Below are 21595 nucleotides of genomic sequence, written 5' to 3'. Positions count from 1 at the left end.
ACCAATCAGCAGATGGCAAGCAATGACATTAATACAAATGACAATACAAAGGACGGTTATCTTATGAACGACATGCCCAACCCTCGCGGCAACACCGATGACTTAATTTATGAGTTAGATGACAAGCCAAGCTTTTGGCCCGCGAGCTTTGCTGCCTTGCAGCACGTCCTAGCCAGTCTCGTAGGCGTTATTACTCCCACGCTGATTGTCGCTGGCACTTTGGGGCTGGTGGACTATATTCCTTATTTAATTAGCTGCGCGCTGATTGCCTCAGGCATCGGCACCTTTATACAAAGTAAAAAAATAGGGCCAATTGGGGCGGGCATGCTTTGTGTTCAAGGTACTAGCTTTGGGTTTTTGACTGCCATTATTGCCGCAGGACTGATTGTAAAGACGCGTGGTGGCTCGCCTGAAGATATTCTTGCCACTATCTTTGGGGTGAGTTTTTGCGCCGCTTTTGTCGAAGTTGTCCTAAGCCGATTCGTTCATAAATTGCAAAGGATATTTACCCCCGTGGTGACCGGGACCATTATTATTCTAATCGGTATTCCGCTCATCAAGGTCTCAATGACCGATATAGGCGGCGGTTTTGGGGCGGAGAATTTTGGTAGTCTGCAGAATCTATTGTTAGGCTGCATTGTTTTAGTATCAGTTATCATCTTAAACCGAGCCAAAAACCCTATGTTAAGGCTATCGTCGGTCATTATTGCGCTCATCTTGGGAATGGTTGCGGCGTTCTTTATGGGACGCTTAGACTTCTCATCACTTAGCAATGTGGGGCTTATTGCCATTCCAATTCCGTTTAAATATGGCTTTAACTTTGATTTGGCTGCCTTTATTCCTTTAACAATCTTGTTTTGTGTGACGGCGCTTGAGACCACAGGTGATTTGACCGCCAACTCCGCGATTTCTAAACAGCCCGTTACTGGCCCTGTTTATCTTGAGCGCATTCGCGGTGGCGTATTGGCAGATGGGGTGAACTCCATTATTGCTGGGACCCTGAACAGCATGCCCTCGACGACCTTTAGCCAGAATAACGGGGTCATTGCTTTGACGGGCGTTGCCAGTCGTCATGTTGGAATATATATCGCTGCTATTTTAGTCATCATGGGTATGTTTCCCATCTTTGGGGCAGTGCTGCAAATGATGCCCAAGCCGGTGCTTGGCGGTGCAACTTTAGTGATGTTTGGTACAGTAGCGGTCGCGGGTATACGTGTTTTGTCCAGTGCTCGGTTAGATCGCCGCGATATGATGATCATTGCCATCTCTATCGGCATGGGTCTTGGGGTGTCGATGGTGCCCGATGTGCTGTCACAGCTGCCGGAGTTGGTTCGTAACGTGCTGATGTCACCAGTGGCAATGGGTGCTATCATGGCAATCTTGCTCAGTCTTTTCCTTCCCGAAGAAAAAGTGAGCGCAGTGAAACCTAACCCAAATAAAGCTGGAGAGTTAGTGAGTCACTGATAGCATCACTAGGTATGATATGACTGAAGCCGCTTAGATAAGCTTTAGTCTGATGAAAATAGTTTGAGACTAGTAGAACGATAGCGGCAAAATAGACCTTGGCTGGTATGTTAAGACACTAAATTCAAAGCCTATCTTGCAATTATCTTAACTTCATCGTATTCTCATGATTATTGACAGGGTCAGCTCACACTAAATCTGCCGCAGATAAGTCTTAAGCTAACCCTAGTTTAATAGCACAGTAATACCCTCTATTCGACGTCATACCCACGCACTTTCTGCCTTAGGGCAGCGTCTACAATAGAAGCACCATTAGCATAAATCTACCCATCGAGGTCAATGCTGACTGACGATCTAAGGGTGTGATAAGCCGAATATTTGCCTTATCCAATTATGCTAGCCGAGTGTTGCTATGATTCGATTTTATCTTAATGGTAAGCCGCATGAGCTGACCGACCTCAATCCCAATACTACGGTTCTTGAGTATTTGCGCAGTCATGTCCGCCAGATGGATACCAAAGAAGGTTGCGGCAGCGGTGATTGCGGCGCTTGTACGGTAATGGTGCAGAGATTGCCCAGTCATTCGCTAAATCAAACGACTGAGCCACTAGGCAAAAAAGCGCTTAGCGAAATACCGCCGTTCTATACCGTCAACTCCTGTATCACCTTGCTGTCCTTGATGGATGGTCATCACTTGATGACGGCCTCTTATCTTGCAGACAATCCTGAGCATCATCCCGACAAAGCGGTCCTGCATCCGGCGCAGCAAGCGATGGTTAATTGTCACGGCTCGCAGTGCGGTTTTTGTACGCCAGGCTTTGTGATGTCGCTCGCGTGCGTTTATGAAAATAAGCGCTTGTTGAAAAGCGCAGCGCAAAATCCTGATACTGCAGATTTAAGCTATGATGAAGTAGTGGCGTCTATTTCTGGCAATTTATGCCGCTGCACCGGTTATCGGCCTATTATAGAAGCTGGGCTATCGATGCAGAAAATTGGCGCTGAAGGTGAGGCTAAGTCCACAGCCAAAGACTTGTCTATTGATGTGATGGCAAAAGTCTCGCCGCACGCCGCACCTCCTGCGCAAACCGATGACTTGGCAAATTCACTAACGCCAGCTCTACATAACGATTCAAAGCGGCTGTTTATCCCGCAAAATATCGAGACGCTAAATCAATTATTAATGACCTATCCAAAGGCGACCCTGTGGGCGGGCGGCACTGATTTGGGACTTAGTATCACTCAGCATCTGGTCGATCATGAGATTATCATTCAGCTATCGGCAATCGATGCGCTAAAGGCTTGGTCGCTGCAACCTGTAGTAAAGAGTGATAGCACTGGTTCGACAGACTCTCAAGAGCTGGTACTTGGCGCAGGTATGAGCTATCAGCAAATGCTACCTATCTTGGAGCAGTATTTCCCCACGTTCGCAGCAGTGTTTGAGCGCATCGCCTCCCCGCAGATTCGTAATATGGGCACGATAGGCGGCAACATTGCCAATGCCTCACCGATTGGCGACTTGCCACCAATCCTACTGGCATTAGACGCTCGAATTCATCTGCGTCATTGCTGTTCTGATAAATCCGAAGCCATTGATGAGACTCAAGCCATAGATGAAATCATGCCTTTATCTCAATTCTTTATCGATTATAAAAAGACCCAATTGCGCGCAGGCAGTTATGTGGTGGCAGTTCATATTCCACTAATGACCGATGCCCAGCACTTATTCATCCATAAAATTAGCAAGCGTTATGAAGATGATATCTCTGCTTGCTTGCTCGCCATGCGCATTGATTTGTCTGAGGACGGTGAACGTATTGATAACGTCAAAATTGGTTTGGGCGGTATGGCGGCAGTGCCGATGTTGGCCGAGCAATGTCAGCAAGCGCTAATCGGTCAGGCCCGCGAGCTGACAAGCTTTGAGCAAGCGGCGAAAGTGTTGAGCCAAGATGTCTCGCCGCTTACGGACGTTAGAGCCAGCCGTGAATATCGCTTGCATGTGGTGCAGCGGCTCATTGTGAAATGTGGCAAGCAGCTGTTAGCCGCGCCGCAGCCGATAACTGCTTAGCCCGGTTAACTTATATTATTTGCTTAGGTTTGAATTATTAAATCCCTCCCCAATCCTTCTTTTGGAAAAGGGAGGGGTATTCTTCTTACTGTAAAAAGAAAAAGAGAGTCCACCATGAGCCATGAAACCTCGTTATTTGACAGCTATAAGGTGCGCCGAGTACGGCCACCTAAGAACAAAATAGGCACCTCAGCCAAGCACGATAGCGCGATTAGTCATGTCATGGGCACAGCGACTTATGTGGATGATATCTTAAAACCGCAAAGTACCTTACATCTGGCCGTGGGTAAAAGCAATCATGCGCATGCCAGAGTACTGAGCATGGATTTGAGTGCGGTGCAAGCAAGCGCGGGTGTGGTCGAAGTGCTGACCTTTGCAGACTTGCCTGCGCAGACGGATATCGGGGCGGTGTTCGATGGTGAGCCGCTCATGGTCGATACAGCTAATGCGGTCACGGAATATGTGGGCCAGACGTTATTTGTTGTCGCTGCGACCAGCCACCGCGCCGCCAAGCAAGCAGTGCTTAGGGCCATTGTAGAATATGAGCCGCTGCCTGCGGTGCTTAGTATTGATGCGGCGCTTGACCAGCAGTTGTTTGTGCGGCCTAGCCATTTTATGAAGTCTGGTAATGCCGCTGCCGCTATCGAGTCGGCCGCAATTCGGCTGCAAGGTCATATCCATATGCGCGGCCAAGAGCACTTCTATTTAGAGAGTCAGGTAGCGTATGTTGTGCCCTGTGATGATGGCGGTCTTGAGGTGTATACCTCCTCCCAGCACCCGAGCGAAGTGCAGCAGCTCGTCGCTGAAGTCACTGACCTGCCGTTTCATGCGGTCAATACTATCGTTCGCCGAATGGGTGGCGGCTTTGGCGGTAAAGAGACTCAAGCTGCGGCGTGGGCGTGTCTCTGCGGAATCGTCGCCAAGCGGCGCAATGTACCCGTTAGCATGCGCCTTGACCGTCAAGACGACATGGTAGTGACGGGCAAGCGCCACGAGTTTGCCAATCGTTATGAGGTCGGTATTGATGACACCGGCCGCGTGCTCGGCGTCGATATGCAGCTGGCCGGACTGTGCGGCTATGCGCCAGATTTATCCGATGCTATTGTCGATAGGGCAATGTTTCACTGTGACAATGGCTACTATTATCCGGCAGCGCACATTGCGGGGCACCGCTGCAAGACCCATACGGTATCGAACACCGCGTATCGCGGTTTTGGTGGTCCGCAGGGACTCATGACCGCCGAGTATATGATGGACCACATCGCCTATACCTTAGGTCAAGACCCGCTGCAAGTGCGCCTCAATAACCTGTATCAAAATGGGCAAAGTACCCATTACGGTCAGCCGATTGAGCATTTCGATTTAGCAACGATTATGACGACGCTAGCGGAGGACTGCGATTATGACCAGCGTCGCCAAGCTATCATCGAGGCCAATCAGCAAGCGGCAGCGACAGGTAATGATAAGCGTCGCGGCATTGCGCTAACCCCCGTCAAATTTGGTATCTCCTTTACGGTGCAAACCCTAAACCAAGCCGGGGCACTGGTGCATATTTATACCGATGGCAGTATCCATCTGAACCATGGTGGCACTGAAATGGGGCAGGGGCTGCATGTCAAAATCGCCCAAATCGTCGCCAATGAGTTTGATGTTGACCTAGAGACAGTGAAAATATCGGCCACGCGCACCGATAAAGTGCCCAATACCTCGCCAACGGCCGCCTCTTCAGGCACCGATATCAATGGTAAAGCGGCGCAAAATGCTTGTCTCACCATTAAAGCGCGCTTGCTTGAATTTGCTACTGATCATTTTGACGTAGCTGAAGAGGACATTCGCTTTGAGCGCAATCACGTCTACATCGGTGATAAAGAGGTCCTCACCTTTGCGGAATTCGTGCAATTGGCTTATCAGCACCGCATTAGCCTATCGTCTACGGGCTACTATAAAACCCCTAAGATATTCTATGATCGCTCTAAAGCTTGGGGACGACCGTTCTTTTACTTTGCCCTAGGGGCGGCATGTGCTGAGGTCGAGATTGATACGCTAACCGGTGAGTACCAAGTGCTGCGCTGCGATATCCTGCATGACGTCGGTCAGTCGATCAACCCGGCGATTGATATTGGTCAAATCGAGGGCGGCTTCGTTCAAGGGATGGGCTGGCTGACCGCCGAAGAGCTTATTTGGGACAATGCAGGCAAGCTTGCGTCCAATAGCCCTGCCAATTATAAAATTCCTACCGCGCACGACTTACCTAAGCAGTGGCAGGTCAAACTGTTCGAGCGCAAAAACAGCGAGCAGACCATTTATAACTCTAAAGCCGTTGGTGAGCCGCCCTTTATGCTGGCGGCCAGTGTCTGGTGCGCCATTAATAATGCGGTGGCAAGCTTAGGTAGCTATAAAAAGAACCCTGAACTGACTATGCCAGCTACCCCCGAAGCCGTCCTAAAAGCGGTAATGCGCATGCAAGGCGAGGCATGGGAGATAGATGAAAACAGTGACTACAAACCAGAGTCCACAGCTACTAACAAAATGCCAGAGCAAGTCCGTCATGCACAAGATATTGACCCGCCAGAGGTGGTCGGCAAGCTGACCGATGACCAGCCTGAAGCTGTTGATGAGCCTAACGTCGCGGGCGCGCGAGGCCCTGCTCATAGTGAATAACTCGTTAGTAGTCCCACAACCCACTGCCCCCAAGCGCCCAACACGTTGGTATGAGGGGCTAGCCCAGTATCAGCAGCGCGGCGTCGCTCACGTGCTCGCAACTATTGTTGCGGTCAATGGGTCGGCCCCGCGAGCGCTACAAGCAAAGATGGTTATTACAGAAAATGCTATTTGCGACACCTTAGGTGGCGGCGGGCTTGAGCATGATGTCATTGCAACCGCGAGGCAGTTGCTATCAGGTGAGTTGGTGGCAATAGCCGCTAAAAATACGCCAGTTAAAAGATCGCCAGTGCAAAAAGAGAGCGCCCAAGCTGAATCTGTGCGCCGCGAGACCGTATATAGCAAGCATTATCCACTAGGCGCAAAGCTTGGGCAGTGCTGTGGCGGTAGCGTCACCGTAATGTTTGAGTGCTTTAATATCACGCCGCCGATGTCCCTTTTGGTATTTGGCGCAGGCCATGTGGCAGGGGCGCTAATGACCATACTTAGCGAGCTACCTTGTCAGGTTGATTGGGTGGACTCACGGTCAGAGATGTTTGACCGCTATAGACTTTCTAAAAATAGCCTACTCCAACATGGATTGCCTGAAAATAGCCTAAGTAGCAATGACTCTGATAACCAAGAGTCTACTCTTAACCAAGAGCCATCTTTAATTGATGCGAAAACGGTTGCAGCAACGGCTTCGCAATTGAATTCGGAATCCGCTGACGAACAGGGCTATTGCCTACCTGCGCATATCCGCCCGCATGTCAGCGATGAACCGATAGATTTTGTTCACTCGCACAGTCAGGGCCGCTACGTCTTGATTATGACACACGACCACAGTCTCGACTTTGATTTGGTTCGCGCGGCTATCGATATTAATAGGGCCGACAAAAAGCAGGGTGACAACCTGTCAACGGCCATTCCTTATATTGGCTGTATCGGGTCAGCGACCAAGGCCAAACGTTTTCAAGAGCGTTTGCTCAAGCGCGGCTATAGTGGCAACGAGTTACAGCCGTTAGTTATGCCCGTTGGTCTCGAGATTGGCGGTAAAGAACCGATGGCAGTTGCTGTCTCCATCGCCGCACAGATTTTGCAGTATTATCACCAAAACTGATTTCCTTTTATAACTAATACCTAACAGCTACTCCCATCCTAGATAGCTATTGATAATAATAACGAGACTAAAGTATGACCCTGCACATTTACCAAGCCCAACTTTTGCATTATTTGACCCAAGCAGAATTTGATAGTCGCTCTAATTTAGAGACCCAGCAATCTCATGCCAAGACAGCAGTTATTGATACAAGCGTCACTTTATTGCCAATCACTGCTGGGCTACAGATTTATCCTGAATATATCGCCGATGGAGCCTTAGTCGTTGATGATACTAGCGGTAAAGTGGTGGCTTACGGTACTAGCGAGGTTATATTAACGCGCTATGCCAAAGCTAGAGACCCCGTTGAACCGGTGCAAGTTCATGATTATAAAGATAAGCTCATCATGCCAGGCTTTATTGATACCCACGTGCACTATCCGCAAATCGATATGATTGCCGCGTATGGCGAGCAGCTGCTTGATTGGCTCAATAACTATACCTTTGTCACCGAAGCCAATTTTGGCGACCCTGAAGTGGCACACGATACGGCGCGGTTCTTTTTAAATCAGCTGCTTGCCAATGGCACCACCAGTGCCATGGTCTTCTCAACCAGTCATCCACAGTCGGCTGAAGCGTTCTTTTCCGAGAGCGAGCGCTTAAATACCCGAATGATTACCGGTAACGTACTGATGGATAAAAATGCCCCTGAGCACCTGTGCGTCGCAGCTGAGCAAGGTATTCGTGATACCCAAGATTTAATTGACACTTGGCATGGGCGTGGTCGTCAGCATGTGGTCATCACCCCGCGCTTTGCGATTACCTCGACACCTGAGCAGCTGCGCCTCGCCGGTGAGCTGTATCAAAGTTATGATAGCGTCTATGTGCAAACGCATTTGGCAGAAAACCGCGATGAGGTCGCCTTCGTTCATAAGCTGTACCCCAACCATAAAGGCTATCTCGATGTCTATGATGACATGGGACTGCTCGGCCGCCGAACCACCTTGGCGCACGGTATCTATCTGGAAACTTCAGAGTACGAGCGACTGCGCGAGACGGGCACGCAAATTGCCCATTGCCCCACGTCTAATCTATTCTTAGGCAGTGGATTGTTTGATTTGCCCAAGACCTTAAGCTACACCGGCGTGAGTATCGCTACCGATGTCGGCGCGGGCACAAGCCTGTCGATGCTGACTACCTTGTCTGAGGCTTATAAAGTCCAGCATTTGCAGGGCAATACTTTGTCAGCACATCAAGGGCTATATCAAATTACTTTGGGTAACGCGCAATCGCTATTATTGGACGATAAACTGGGCAACTTTACGCCGGGTAAAGAGGCGGACTTCGTGATTATCGATACGGCAGCGACGCCGTTGTTAGAGCGGCGCATGAATCATACGAAGACATTAGAGGAGCGCTTGTTTGTGCTGATGATGCTCGGCGATGATAGAGTGATTGAACAGACGGTGATTGCGGGGGTGAGTCGGTATCAGAGGTAAGTATTTCATGTCACTTGCTCCTTCATATAGGAAGGGAAGTTATTAGCTCGAGAGAGGGTTAGCGCGATAGGGAAGCTCATTATATTTATAATATTTATATGATATAAAAAGAATTTATTTATCGTCGTTAAAAGTTATATCTTGGCTTTATTTACTTGATATAGTTAGTATATTAATCAAAAATAACATAAGACAGGTTATCAGATGAGTGCTAATGGATTGACTAAACTCTTAGATAATATTCATAATAATACACCAATTAATCTACCTCGTTTTATCAAGCTTATTGAACAACTTGACCTGAACCATCGTTTTAACGTTACGGATATTTCAGCGACTAAGGTAAAGGGTGACCGCTATTTAGTGACGCATATTCAAGCTGAGTTAGTCCGAGAGCTTAAGCGCTATACTAGCCAATCTGGTCATGACCGTATCAGTGCCGCTCGGCAAAATCTAAGCCATCAGCACAAGGTAATGGGCTCTTATCTATTAGTCATTCGCGCTATTGAGGGACCGTTACCTAACTCCGCTAGCTTCCAAAACACCTCGACCCAAAACACCTCGTCTAAAAAGACTTCATTGCAAAACACCTCAACGAAAAACCCCTCTCATCCTATCGTAGTGCTGATTGACGATGAGGGTGATTTTTATTATCCGCCAGCGTTGATAGCAGCGATTCAGACCGACTTTATTACAGGTGATAATTCTCTCAAGCAAAGCGTTTTGCCAGTAACTAAAAATACCCCAACAGCCGCAGCGCCTGAAGCTTTATTAATAGAAAATCGGCAACTATTTTTGCATGGGGAGCGTACTGTAAAGTTTCTGCATGACCGATGTGAATTTGATAGTGCAAACTATGACATTATCTTTGCGGCGGGTAATGAGATTAGCAACCGTTTGCACCAGAAGTTTCTATCTCAATATCGTAAGTTGTACTTTTGCTTTGATATCGATTTAGGCGGTGTGACGATCGCCAAAAATCTTATAGAACAATTGCCTGATACGCCCTATCAATTTTTAATGCCCACTGATATTCACGATAGAATAGCGCAAGTGTCGCGCCGCGTGGCGGCAGAGACAGTCGCAAAAGTACGCTCCCTTAGTATGGGTCATGACGGGTTAATGCCAGTGTGCCATGTTATCAGCCAAAATTTTAAAACTATAGAACAGGAAAGCTTTTTACATGAATGACATGCTTGCAGATGTTGCGCTCAACTTTACCTTAAAGCGAATAGTCTTCGTCAATTCTGCCAATCATGCGTACTCAGAGATTATGCTCGACGAGCATTTAGCCCTATTTGGGGCGAATAATGCGGGCAAGACGGCAAGCCTTGCCGCGACAAAGTTAATGCTGTATCCCGAAACAGACTTTACCTACTGTGATAAAAAATTTCAGTTTAAGGGCAAGGCGGGCGCTTATTCAAAAGAAGATTCCTATGAATTCTATTTTCCGTCTGATAGCTCATTTTTGGCGATGGAAATAGAAAATGATCTTGGTAGCTCTTGTGTGGTGCTGTATCGAGCGGGTAATTACCGTTATTATCGCGTATTTTTACCCCTCCCTTATGAGGCGGTCAGGCCATTGTTTTGGAATAGTGATACTCATAACTTTGCCGACGATATTAGTATCAATAAGCTACTGACGTTTAATAAGCAACATAATGGTATCCACGTCAACGATGACAAGCGCCTTGTAGAGCTTATGTATCACAACTTTGCGCGGGATGACAGTCGCTATTGCATCGTGCCGCTGTCGGACAATAATAAAAACGCGATCAATGCCTTTCGCAATATCTATCAGATGGCGTTTGATGCGGGAACGGGGGAGAGTGACTCGTTGGCCGATGCCATCGCTACCTTAGTTGAGATGAAGCGCAGTCGGCCGCAAGAGAAGATGAGCGCCGACCTTGTTAGCTTAGAAGAGAAGTACCACCAGCTCGTCAAAAAAGGCAAGGAGCTGCAGGTCTTAAGCAACAATAAAGAGCGCTACGAACATATCAAGAATAAATTTGAATCGCTAAATAAGCAAAGTACTCAGCTGGGCAAGTGCTACGCCATTTTGTCGCATCAGCTCACCCAGCAAAAAAACAGCTATAGCAGCCAGTATGAACAAGCCAGTAAGGCGTTTATAGAAGCTCAGCGTGAGCATCAGCAACTAAGTTCGCAATACGACGACTTACAAGCTCAGCAAAATAGACTTGAAGGTATCCTTACTCAGCTTGAAGCTACTATTAACGCCACTAATCAGCAGATAATGACGGCCGAACAGGTCTTGTCTGAGCACCAACAGACGGATGCTGATGTTTTACGTGGCTTGCTGACGGGCAAATTAGACCAGCTTATGGCTGAGCAAAAAGCATTAAGCAATGCCGAACAGACGTCACAGATGTTGGCAGCGCTTATCCGCCAGAATAATCAAAACCAAGAGCATTTGCTGAAGCAGCAAGCAAAAGCTGACAATATGCATAGTCTCTTATTAAACCAACTGCCTGCGCATACGGCAGATGTATTGGTTAGCTTAAATAGAGATTTTGCCACTATCGCAGTCACTATAACAGACGAGCAGCAGCGTACGATCCAGGCATTCGCCGATATGTTTTCTACGGACAGTCCGCAGCTAATATTTGCGCAAGCGGTACTGCCAAACACGCCCGTTAGTCCTTATAACGCCAGTCAGCAAGCAGAGCAACTGCGCCTAGAGATTAAAGGGCTTAAGGATAAAATAGCTGAAACAGATGAGCAGATTAAAGCGCTCAATGTCACTATCGCTGACGGCAGCGGCGAATCACGACGACAGCGTCTGGCTATCATTGATACACAAGTAGCGACCTTGGCTAGCCATATTGAGGCGCTAAAACGCTATGACGTTGCTCAAATAGATATTGGTGCGCACCGGGACAAGCTGGCTGAGCAAACTAAAGCGCAGCAAGACGTCGTAGATCAGCGTAGAGCTATTGAAGAGCAGAAGCAACAAGCCGGTCAGCGCTTGCAAATGGCGCGGGCGCAAAAAGTGCAGTTAGAGGAGCGCAGCAGTAAGTTTGAGTTTTATGAGACAGGTCTTAGCAGAATCGCCAAAGCCACGGGCAAGCCGTATTATAGTGAAGCGGATATTCGTAGGTTAACTACAGAGTATGAGGCCGAGCATGCAGGCGATGGCTTAACGCTAAGTGACGAGATCATGCATGAGTTAACTCGGCAAGCGGACAGCCTTATTACTGAACGTGCGGATATCAAAGTCATGATTGAAAGTTTTATCAAAGACGTACCAAATGAGCGCATTGATGCTTTTACGGTGATTCAAGACTTAGCCCAGCTGGGTGAGGTAGTAGAGGCTTACAATACCAGCTTTACTACACTCGACTACCAACAAAGTATGCAGAGCAAACAAATCTCTGAGCATAATAATATTATCAGTAACCAACTCAAAGAGATTGCCGATGCCCATCAGTTATTGACCGACAGCATCGCCACTATTAACAAAGAGATTAACTCGCATAAAATCTCTAATCTCGACCAAGTTCGCCTAAAGCTGCACCGACATGCCGACTTTAACCATGTGTATAAGCTCTATCAGAGCTATGATGTCACCCAAACCAAACTGATGGGCCCTGAGTTTTATCAGTCGCTCATCAGCTATGTCGATAAGCATGCCAATAAGCGCACTGGCCTGCTCAAGATGCGAGATATTATTAGTAAAATTAGCTTTGAGTATCAAAAGCCCGATGGCACCACGACGGATAAGTCACAGTCAGGGGGCACGACCAGCACGATTACCGCCTCTATCATTGCCATTTTGCTAGGGCGTATCTTTATGCCCAATAGCTCCTTTAAGATGCCCATTATCATTGATGAAATCGGTGACCTTGACGACAGCAATACCAAGACCATCATTGATTGTATTGGTCAGCATGGGTTTTCAGCATTTTGTGCCACGCCCACCCAACGCACCTCAGTATGCCAGTCGGTCAAGCGTTGGGTGCATGTCGACTACAATGTCCTAGAGCACGCACCGCAGGTTGCTGACTGTGTACTAAATATTATGCCTGAGGCCATTAACTATTGGGGCAAGCAGCCCGATATAGATAGTGAACTTCCCATGTCTAGTGAGACCGTTGTTAATAAGACACTTTCTAAAGATACTGATGCTAAAGACACTGATGCTAATGAGACCAGTAAGATGACGGAAGGTAATAAGGACGATGGTGACAAGCTTAGTAGTGACGGGCTTATGAGGCAAGCTAATGTTGATTAATCGTGATGTCTTAATCGGGGCAGTATTAAAATTTAAGAATGACTTTTTTAAATTCATCGATTATATCAACAGTCAAGGTGGCGCTCTAGAATTCCCCGAAGCCTATTATGTGCGCTTTTATAATCAGAAGGTCTTGAGCCAAGATGACGCGTCGCTTAAGACGATACTGAGCCTACAAAGCTTGCTGGATGGCGGGATATTTACCCATCGAGACAAGCTAAAAGGCTCACTAGTACTGTCAAAAGTCGTCTACGATTTGCTCATATTTTTAGACGTGTCACGTAATAAAGAATTAAGTTTGGCTAAGTTTGAGTCGCTGCGCACGCAGATGTTAGACATTACTACTAATATTGTCAGTAGCGAGATAGGGTCGGACACTTACCAAGAGCACTTACAATTATTTTGGGAGTTAATTAGTCAAATCCTGACCACCATCAAAGAGAATATCAGGGTCCTACACCACAAAGTAGATGAAGTCGCCGAGCAGTATCAGCTGTTAGACAGTGGCGAGCGCAAACATAACGTCAATGAGCTGTATCAACTCGCACAAAAGCTTCATGAGCGCTATGTTCAGCCTTGTTTAGAGTTTATTAATCCTGACCTGCAATTGGTAAATAGTTTAAATTTCGTGCAAGCGGTCGATTACTTAATCCATTATTATCGGGACGATGGCAATGAGGCCTTAGCTATCGCGATTCAATATAAGCTGACAGCGATCACTTCGTACTATAAAGACATTCGCGAGTTATCTGAGCGACTGCTGGCCTATCTATATAGTCTGTCTGAGGAGCGTCGCTACTTTATGGCAATTGAGCAGCGCTTTAATGAGCTGATGGAAACCTTTGTGGCTTTCCGTCATGGTGGTCGCAAGAATTTGTATTTGACCCCTGAGCTTGAGGATATTGCTGAGATGCGCTGTTTTGATGGTTTAAGTGCCCATAAGCAGAGCTTTTCTGTCCGCTTTAACCGGCATCCTGATAAGAGCATGTTACAGTTTAAAAACTACTATGAGCAAATATGGCGTCAACCGCTTAAGCCAAAAGTTGATATCTCTCAAGCGCCTGAAGCACCAGATAATAAGCAAAAGCAGCGTAAGAATAGAATTATGCAATTGACCACTTGCTTGCCTACTGGTGAGAGTATCGAGGATATTCATGAGTTAATCGACAGCCATCTACGCGCGACGTTACCGGACTTTACGCTACTAGATACTTTGTACGGGTTGGAGTTTTATTTGCCACTGTTAAATAAAAACAATATTACTCAGAGCAGACAGCGAGCGCGTTTAGAAGATGAGACATATTATTTAGAGTACCTCAGACTACAGTATCATCAGACGGCATCAGCAAAAGGTAAGCACCATGGTTAACATGCAAAAAAGTGTCAAGATATACGATCACTTGATGAATGGTCGCATTATTAATCGCCAGCGCCTCGGATCAAATGGCGAGTTTGAACCCGAGCCTCTTTTCGCGGAAATCATGGACAATTTAGGGGATTATAAAAATCAATATGCCATGAGCGGCTTTAGCCTAGTCGCTAATGCTGACTATGTCTATATTATCAAAGGTCAAGCGCACGACATTAGCAAAACAGACATTGCCATGAAAGCGTATTGTCTATTACTACTAATAGGCAAATACCTGACTACGCATAATTATCGATTGGAGAAGTTAAGCGCTAGTAGTGGCGGGCTAAGCCAAGCCGAATTTAATAAAATACAAAGTATGCCACAGACCAAAGAGATACTAGAGCGTGCCAATATGGGAGAGGACTTATTTAAAAGTGTAAAGTCGATTTTAATAGAGCGGCATATCATGTTTGAAAATCCCATTACGGGGCATTTTATTTTATCGGATGCTGGCCGAGCCTTTTATGATGAGCTTATGGCGGGGTTTTCTGCTGAGATTTGAGCGGGATAGGCTTATAATTATGGCCGGTAAATTAACACAATCAAGATATCAATGAGCCAACACCAGATACGGGGATGTCGGTATACATCTCGACGATTTTTTTGAGTTTTTCGCCGTAGGCTTTTAGGTCTTGCGTGGCGGCAGGATAGTCTGCTAGGTAAAGAAAAGCCTCATCGATAGAGTACACCTCGACCATGGAGCATAAAGTCTCTAAGGTTGACATCACCCGCTGCGACATATCGGCATAGAGGGCATAGTTGGAGCTAAATACCATGACGCCATTGGCCGCGCAAAAATTTTCGACTTGAAAGTAGGGCGCGCCCATCTTGATGCCCAACTCAGCCCGTTAGACAATTAAACCTCACTGTATTGGCGCTTGCTATATTAGGCTAACAGAGTGACTAAGATTAGCTAGAGGAACGAGGGTCTATGGCGATAATGAATGACGTGTGGGTTTTATACGGAGTAGTTCTTATCTTAGCCGCTTGATTGCGGTATGCTATTTCATAGTCATTATGAATTAAAGTTTGGCGCTTGATAATAAGGATAAAAATGAAACAGATATATCTTATCAGACATGGTCAAAGCACCTCTAATGCCGGTGGTGAAGCTCAGCCTAATCATCAAATTGAGCTGACAGATTTAGGCCACAGTCAGGCCCGCGAGGTCGCTGATTGGTTGACTGATACCCTTGGTGATGATATTAACTCTATCCATGTCTCTAAATTCGTCCGTACTCATCTGACAGCCCAGCCTATCGTCCAAAAGACAGGTATTGAGCCTAAGGTCATCGACGGGTTAGAAGAGTTTGATTATTTGAGCTTTGATAAGATAGCGGGCACCAGCCTTGAGACGCGGCTACAGATAGCTGAAGACTATTGGTTGAGCCATCAGCCTGAGAGCTTAACGGGTAACGATGCCGAGAGCTTTAAGAATTTTTATAATCGTGTCGGTAGCGTACTCGAGCATTTTAAGACCCTAGAAGAGGGCAGTCATGTGGTTTTTACCCACGGCCTATGGATGAGTATGTTGATTTGGCGGATTTTAGGTCAGCCAGGTGAGAGCAATAGCGATATGCGCAAATTTCGCCAGTTTGAGATGTCGATTCGAGCCCGAAATTGTGAGGTGTTTTTGCTGACCTTAACGGACAATCACCCACCGGCCATTAGCAAAGTGCGCTCCTGTGAGGCGGCGCCGTCAGACCTTCATTAACTAAAGCTACTTTATGAATTAGCAGCGTTTATCGAAGCTCGTCCGCTAGATTATCTAGGTAATTTAAGTAATTTAGTTTTAAGTTAACCGAATACTAAATGGTTAATCGGTAAGTTATATCAAGCATCTGCTTAAGTATCCGCGTATCGATGTGCTTTACTCGACCTTTATAACTGAGGGTTCCGGTCACGGCTACGCTGGCCGCGTTTGATTTCGCGAATGATATTTTGACCACGCCAAATACTTATAAGTCTGTTTCATCATTTAGTTCGATACCGGCAAAGTTTTTGTTATAAGCATCTATAGAGTACGCTTGGGGAGGAATTGAGGTTAAAAAAGCTAAGTGGTTTAAAAAATACTTACGTGAGAAGCATCAATTATCGGGGCAGGTGAATCACGTCAAAGGCTATTGGCGAGAGATGGATTGGCTATAGCTCACAAGTCGTTATTAATTTTCCTGAATAAGTAGTAGGGGCTGTTACGGGGTCTTATTCAGACCTTAAAACACCCGTTGCAGCTTTAACCCTAGCTTTGAGCTGTCATAATCATAGAGCCAATCAATATTGCTATCATTACGCTGATATTGATAACTAATACTAGGCTCAAAGCCATGCCATGCAAAGTTAGGTAGGCGCATATTAGCAGAGAGAATATATTGCTTATCTTCACGTCTAGCTTGCAATAGGGCATTATAGCTATCGTGCTTGCGCCAGCGCTGACGTGCGATAAGCGTGGTTTGGATACCGTTATCCCATCGGTGAGAGCTGGCAATACCGATACCTTTTTGATGATAAGCATTGGCAGAAAAGACGTTATCTCGGTCAATGTAATCGCCCAATAGTACCCATTGGGTCTGACTGGAGCTAGGGATGGCTAGACTAGCAAAAGCCGATAGCTGGTCGCCGTCGTTACTTTCATAGCCATTGTCATATTGATAACGGGTCTTCTCTAGGTCAAGTGACCAGCTTGGTGCGCCAGCTGTGGGTATGAGTTTTTGTACCCCGTGTTTTGACAATGTTTGTTGGATGCCTAAGCGCATACCTTTGGCGTCATAGAGTTTTTGCTGGTTTTCACGGTGATATTCGATGACAGGTGCTAGGGTGATCTCACTATTGTGATCGGCATAGCGATAGCCTAGGCTGGCATTGATGGTGGCAGTATTGTTATCGTCGTTTTTGTTATGCTGATAGGCGGTAGCATAGCTTAATACATTAGCTGCGATGCCATGATGCCCTTGTAGCTGCCAGTCACGGTTTAGACTGATCTGATAGCCTATGCTGCTGTCTTTGATAGGTTTTTCAGTAGAGCTAGCACTGGTAAGGCAGGTGCCATCTGGCGCATAGGCAAAGCAGTAGCTGGCATCAGAAGTGGAGGTGTCTTTGATGTTGTCATCATAACTGAGCGTCATGGCAAAGGTGCCATTAATACGCTGGCGATTATTAATGGCTGTCAGATAAGCATCGATGTTAGTGAGTACACTTGGGGGAATATTTGGGACTTGCTTAAGTTGTGCAAATTCAGCTTGGGCTTGGTTCAGCAGTCGGTCTTGATAATATAGCCGAGCCAGATCCAGCCTTGCACGTACAAAGTCGGGTTGATGTGCTAATAGCTGTTGATACTGGCTAATGGCGGTATGGATATTGTCATTTGCGGCATTTAGAGCCGCATTAGCGAATAGCAGTATATCTGGGTTGGCACTATCCAGCTGTTGATATTGCTGGACAATTTGTCTTAGTGCTGTCCAGTTTTGCTGGTTAATGGCAATAAATATGGCAGTCTCTGGAGCTATTTGTCGCGTTGCTATTTGCGGGTCTGTTGTTTCGGCAGTAACCGTATTTTTGGTTGTGGGATTTTGACTTTCAGTTTCGGCAATGATTTGTTGTTGCTGCTGCTGTACGAGTTGTTGGCTTTGGTTGCGTAGTTGTTGTTGTTCGATATGATCTATGCCATTTTCTATTGGACTAGTTTTTACTGGGACAGAGGCATTAATCTCAGCATTGGCAGGGCTAGCAATTGGTAATAGCAGCACTATGTTGGTCACTATATTTAAGTATGTGCGCTTGGTCTTGTTATTATTTTGGGGCAGCCACAGGATGGTCACGATATTGGTCCTATATTTGTCATCTAGTACGGTTTTATAGGCTATATAAGCGTAGACAACATAAGCCAAACGGGTGGTTTGGCTTATGTTTAAGTAGTGACTGCATTTCTTACTTAGCTTTATTATCTTGATATAACATTAGAGATGTCTTTTGCTTTATCTATCCGTGTACCACCAAAAGAGGTATTTAATAATCTATTATTAAAAGTAGCGATACCTGCTAGGCTTTTACCACGATTACCAAAGAAATGTCCTTCTGAATTGCCTCTGTTATCTAATGGTCTACCTACTACGTAGGCTTTAGCATTCCCTGAGAAACTAGCATCACTAGGGTTGATAGTATTGTTGTCTATAAATACTTGAAAGACTCCGTCGTGTAGCATACCATCAATTTTATTTGTTCTAAAATTAGCTTTTAGATTGCCAACCATAAGTCTACTAGTATGGTAGTTATTCATACCTTTGACTTTATATTTAGCCACTCCACGACTTGGTAAGTTAGTGGTTTTGTCTTTACCACCATAGTAAACAGTATATGTGCTACTAGGGTTGCTACGGTCAGCTGTCCATTCACCAAAATACACATCTTGGTTTGGCACTTGGGCAAAGTCAAAGTTCCCTAAAGAACTGTGGCTAGGTGGCATTTCAGAGGTGTTGAGAGTAGAGACTTTATAACCACTAACGACCTCATCTATTCCAGCGAGAGTTTGATAAGTTTCAAAACTAAGTAGTGCTTGGCCAAACGGACCCTCTGCAGCAGTCACTTGAATGCCTGGCTCGTTACCATTTGTATCATGTGGTCCTGTCACAGGGTCTGTATTTCGAATCAAGATATTATCATTATCACTTGACGCCCCTGCGAATCCTGCTGCATGGGCTGTCCCTATTGCCATGAGACTACCAAGGACAGCTAGGCTTAATGTTTTGGTTACCGTATTCATATTAACTCCTTACTATGACTATAGTTTGTGGTTAATTACAGAACGCTTTAATAGATAAATTTATAGATTAAATATTTTCGCTAGATTCTTTAATCTATAACTTATCTGAAGTCATGGTAACACGTAAATGATAATTATTATCATTTAATATAGTTTATCTTACAAAAGTTTACTATTAACTGATTGTCTTTAGTAACTGAAAAAGAAGTCACACGGCCCTCCCCTGGTGGGTTGGTGGTGTTACTTGTTAGAGGTAATTATTCAAAGCTTTAATAATAATAAAGGTTAATAAGAATCACTTATGGTAAAGGAATAAAAAAATTATTCCGCAGATTTAACTGCTAAACCACGAAACTCTGCTTGAGGCTCATTAATAGCTAAAGAACCGTCCCCTAAGTCTAGAGTAACAATATTATTTTTTTGAATAATATTAAATCGTGGCAGTACTACTTCAGATACAGATGGTGTAGCACTCCAGTAGCGAGCTTCGAACCTATCGTTAACAATTGGGAAGTGCTTAAAATTTAACATAGGATCAGTGCAACTTTGCTCCAAGATACTATTTAATTCTTTAATATTAGGTAGTCGCCAGCCTTCACCATAGGCTTTAGCTTCAGTGAGCGCTTGTTTCCAAGTAAGATCTCTTGCTTCACCATTACATTGCCCATTTAACAATGTTTGTCCGATACTACATTGTTGCCAAATAAGTCCTGTTTGTTTATCTTTAACAGTACCATTATTGATATTTTCAAAACGGCTATCAGGAACGGTTTTTCTCGTATTATCATTACATTCTTGAGCATAAGCAGAGTTTAAACTTACAAGTAGTGCCATAGTGGTTAATAAAATACTAATCTTTTTCATGACAGAAGTCCTTATTATTAGTTAACTTTGTATGTTAAATATATTCAGTCTGCACGAACAGCTCTAATATAATGGCTATCCCATGTTTTACTTTTTCCATAAGGAACTGTTCCATTACTAAAATCTATGGCTTGAGCCTCATCCTCTTTACTTCCAACAGTCGTATTTGTCCAGTAAGCAACAAAGTCAGCATCACCTACATATTTAAAAATTGGGTTAATAGCAGGTTTTTCACGTCCAAAATCAAGTAGGCTCACTAGTTCATACTGTTCCGGCAGCCGCCAATCATCATAGCCACAATATTGGTTTTCATTGAGTTTTTGTATATAAGCTTGGGTATTGCATTTACTTCCTAAGGTGTCGCCACAAGTATCTTCTCCTTCACTACCTGCATTACCACCATTTTCGGAAGATTTGGTGTTATACCAGTTATAAGTCCAGTCTTTATCACGCAGTCCATCATTGTCGGTTTTGGTTTCCCAAATTAGTCCAGTGACGTTATCTTGGATACAGGTCTCTTGCTCATTAGTTTTGGGGTTAGTGTATTGTTTTTTGCTATAGCTAAAGTCAGCTCCTGCTTGAACCTCGCCATCTTGTTTAAGTCTATACCACTTATCCCCAAGAGCTTCTAAAGTACAAGGAAGATTGTTTGTTTCTTCATTGGCACAACTAACGACTCCTGTTTTAGTAAGGGTTTTATTACCACCAATAACTGTAGGTAGTTCGATATTAATTGGTGTTTTTAGAAGTTGAGTTGTATCCTCACTGTTTATAATACTCAGCTCAAAAGTACCAGCAGTATCAGGCGTACAAGTAAGGGTAAAGGAGTCTTTATCGTTAGAACCAGTAAATACTTCCTCGGAGTGCTTAATATCACTACAAGCATCAGTTTCTATCTTAAAGTCTGATAGTTTGCCTTTGAGGTTATAACCTATGACGGTAAAATTTAACTCTTGGTTTACGTTGGTAACAGGGGCAGCAGATAAGGGCTCAATCATAGTAGCTGCAGGGATACACCGATGAGTTTTTTCACCATTTTTCTGACCGTTTTCACAGACGGGATAGATCTCAATCACATGAGCAGTTGAGATACCTTTAAATCTGGCATTACCGCCTTGATTGTCTACCCATAGATCGCATCGGTTGATTTTGTTTTCAGTATTGGGCTTTAGTTTGACGCTATAGCCATCAGATAGTAGAGTACAGACCTCTTCACTGTTATTGCGGTGTCTGTATTTGAGCGGCAAGCCGTTTTTACTTAGTTTTGGTAGCTCGATTGTTTCTCCAGCAAAGGCTTCGCCGCCTACGCTATCTTCTATAAAGCTGTCGTATTCTTTGACGATGGGCACGTTACTACCACCATCATCACCGCTACTGTCACCACCGCAGGCGGTCAAGATAGTGGCGCTCATGGCGAGGGTAATAGCAACTGATAGCTTTCGCAACTGAAAGTGAAGTTGCATGTTGTTCTCCTTAGAGTTTTGGTAGGTGTGCTCGTTAAAGATCATTATTTAAATAATTAATAATGATAAAATTAATGATAAT

Annotated in this window: 15 protein-coding genes; 10 read left to right on the top strand and 5 right to left on the bottom strand. The window is 45.2% G+C overall.

Translation table 11 applies throughout. From position 1 onward, the window contains the following. Window positions 1-63 precede the first annotated feature (63 nt). From EGV92_RS02895 to EGV92_RS02855, 9 genes are all read left to right on the top strand, one after another. Window positions 64-1464, top strand: a complete 1401-nt coding sequence (locus tag EGV92_RS02895; protein WP_242678573.1) for a nucleobase:cation symporter-2 family protein — start codon at window positions 64-66, stop codon at window positions 1462-1464. A 412-nt stretch (window positions 1465-1876) separates the two neighbouring features. Then, on the top strand, window positions 1877-3529 hold the full coding sequence (locus EGV92_RS02890; protein WP_131667696.1) for a xanthine dehydrogenase small subunit: 1653 nt from the start codon (window positions 1877-1879) through the stop codon (window positions 3527-3529). A 114-nt stretch (window positions 3530-3643) separates the two neighbouring features. Then, window positions 3644-6190 carry a xanthine dehydrogenase molybdopterin binding subunit gene (xdhB, locus tag EGV92_RS02885; RefSeq protein ID WP_131667695.1) on the top strand — a complete coding sequence of 849 codons (2547 nt, stop codon included), beginning with the start codon at window positions 3644-3646 and terminating at the stop codon, window positions 6188-6190. Next, on the top strand, window positions 6183-7289 hold the full coding sequence (locus tag EGV92_RS02880) for an XdhC family protein (RefSeq protein WP_242678572.1): 1107 nt from the start codon (window positions 6183-6185) through the stop codon (window positions 7287-7289). Before xdhB ends, EGV92_RS02880 begins: the two co-directional genes overlap by 8 nt. A gap of 74 nt (window positions 7290-7363) precedes the next feature. After that, complete coding sequence (gene guaD / locus EGV92_RS02875) at window positions 7364-8767, top strand: guanine deaminase (protein WP_131667693.1); 1404 nt, start codon at window positions 7364-7366, stop codon at window positions 8765-8767. Window positions 8768-8971: 204 nt separating this feature from the next. Further along, complete coding sequence (locus tag EGV92_RS02870; RefSeq protein ID WP_131667692.1) at window positions 8972-9958, top strand: hypothetical protein; 987 nt, start codon at window positions 8972-8974, stop codon at window positions 9956-9958. After that, the gene (locus EGV92_RS02865) at window positions 9951-13019 is read left to right on the top strand and encodes a coiled-coil domain-containing protein (RefSeq protein WP_131667691.1); all 3069 of its coding nucleotides are present in this window, start codon (window positions 9951-9953) and stop codon (window positions 13017-13019) included. Before EGV92_RS02870 ends, EGV92_RS02865 begins: the two co-directional genes overlap by 8 nt. Further along, window positions 13009-14388 (top strand): hypothetical protein, encoded by a 1380-nt coding sequence (locus EGV92_RS02860; protein ID WP_131667690.1) that lies wholly within the window; start codon window positions 13009-13011, stop codon window positions 14386-14388. The genes EGV92_RS02865 and EGV92_RS02860 overlap by 11 nt, the downstream gene beginning before the upstream one ends. After that, a complete protein-coding gene (locus EGV92_RS02855; RefSeq protein WP_131667689.1) occupies window positions 14381-14932 on the top strand; it encodes a condensin complex protein MksE in 552 nt (183 codons plus the stop codon). The genes EGV92_RS02860 and EGV92_RS02855 overlap by 8 nt, the downstream gene beginning before the upstream one ends. A gap of 40 nt (window positions 14933-14972) precedes the next feature. Here the strand turns inward: EGV92_RS02855 and EGV92_RS02850 are convergent, their stop codons facing one another. Further along, window positions 14973-15269 carry a Y-family DNA polymerase gene (locus EGV92_RS02850; RefSeq protein ID WP_278248242.1) on the bottom strand — a complete coding sequence of 99 codons (297 nt, stop codon included), beginning with the start codon at window positions 15267-15269 and terminating at the stop codon, window positions 14973-14975. Window positions 15270-15484: 215 nt separating this feature from the next. Between EGV92_RS02850 and EGV92_RS02845 the strand changes: the two genes are divergently transcribed. Next, on the top strand, window positions 15485-16144 hold the full coding sequence (locus tag EGV92_RS02845) for a histidine phosphatase family protein (RefSeq protein WP_131667687.1): 660 nt from the start codon (window positions 15485-15487) through the stop codon (window positions 16142-16144). A 499-nt stretch (window positions 16145-16643) separates the two neighbouring features. Here the strand turns inward: EGV92_RS02845 and EGV92_RS02840 are convergent, their stop codons facing one another. The 4 genes from EGV92_RS02840 to EGV92_RS02825 form a co-directional block, all read right to left on the bottom strand. After that, window positions 16644-18245 (bottom strand): porin family protein, encoded by a 1602-nt coding sequence (locus EGV92_RS02840; RefSeq protein WP_131667686.1) that lies wholly within the window; start codon window positions 18243-18245, stop codon window positions 16644-16646. Between the two features lie 122 nt (window positions 18246-18367). Then, window positions 18368-19186 (bottom strand): Slam-dependent surface lipoprotein, encoded by an 819-nt coding sequence (locus tag EGV92_RS02835; protein WP_131667685.1) that lies wholly within the window; start codon window positions 19184-19186, stop codon window positions 18368-18370. 321 nt (window positions 19187-19507) lie between these two features. Beyond that, window positions 19508-20050: an Lcl C-terminal domain-containing protein gene (locus EGV92_RS02830; protein ID WP_131667684.1), complete on the bottom strand. Its 543-nt coding sequence runs from the start codon at window positions 20048-20050 to the stop codon at window positions 19508-19510. A 44-nt stretch (window positions 20051-20094) separates the two neighbouring features. Continuing rightward, window positions 20095-21513 (bottom strand): Lcl C-terminal domain-containing protein, encoded by a 1419-nt coding sequence (locus tag EGV92_RS02825; RefSeq protein ID WP_165525546.1) that lies wholly within the window; start codon window positions 21511-21513, stop codon window positions 20095-20097. Window positions 21514-21595 lie beyond the last annotated feature (82 nt).

The organism is Psychrobacter pygoscelis, from assembly GCF_004335015.1.
Taxonomy (GTDB): Bacteria; Pseudomonadota; Gammaproteobacteria; order Pseudomonadales; family Moraxellaceae; genus Psychrobacter; species Psychrobacter pygoscelis.
The sequence above is the reverse complement of the archived record's forward strand: the minus strand, read 5'-3'. Positions and strand labels throughout refer to the sequence as shown.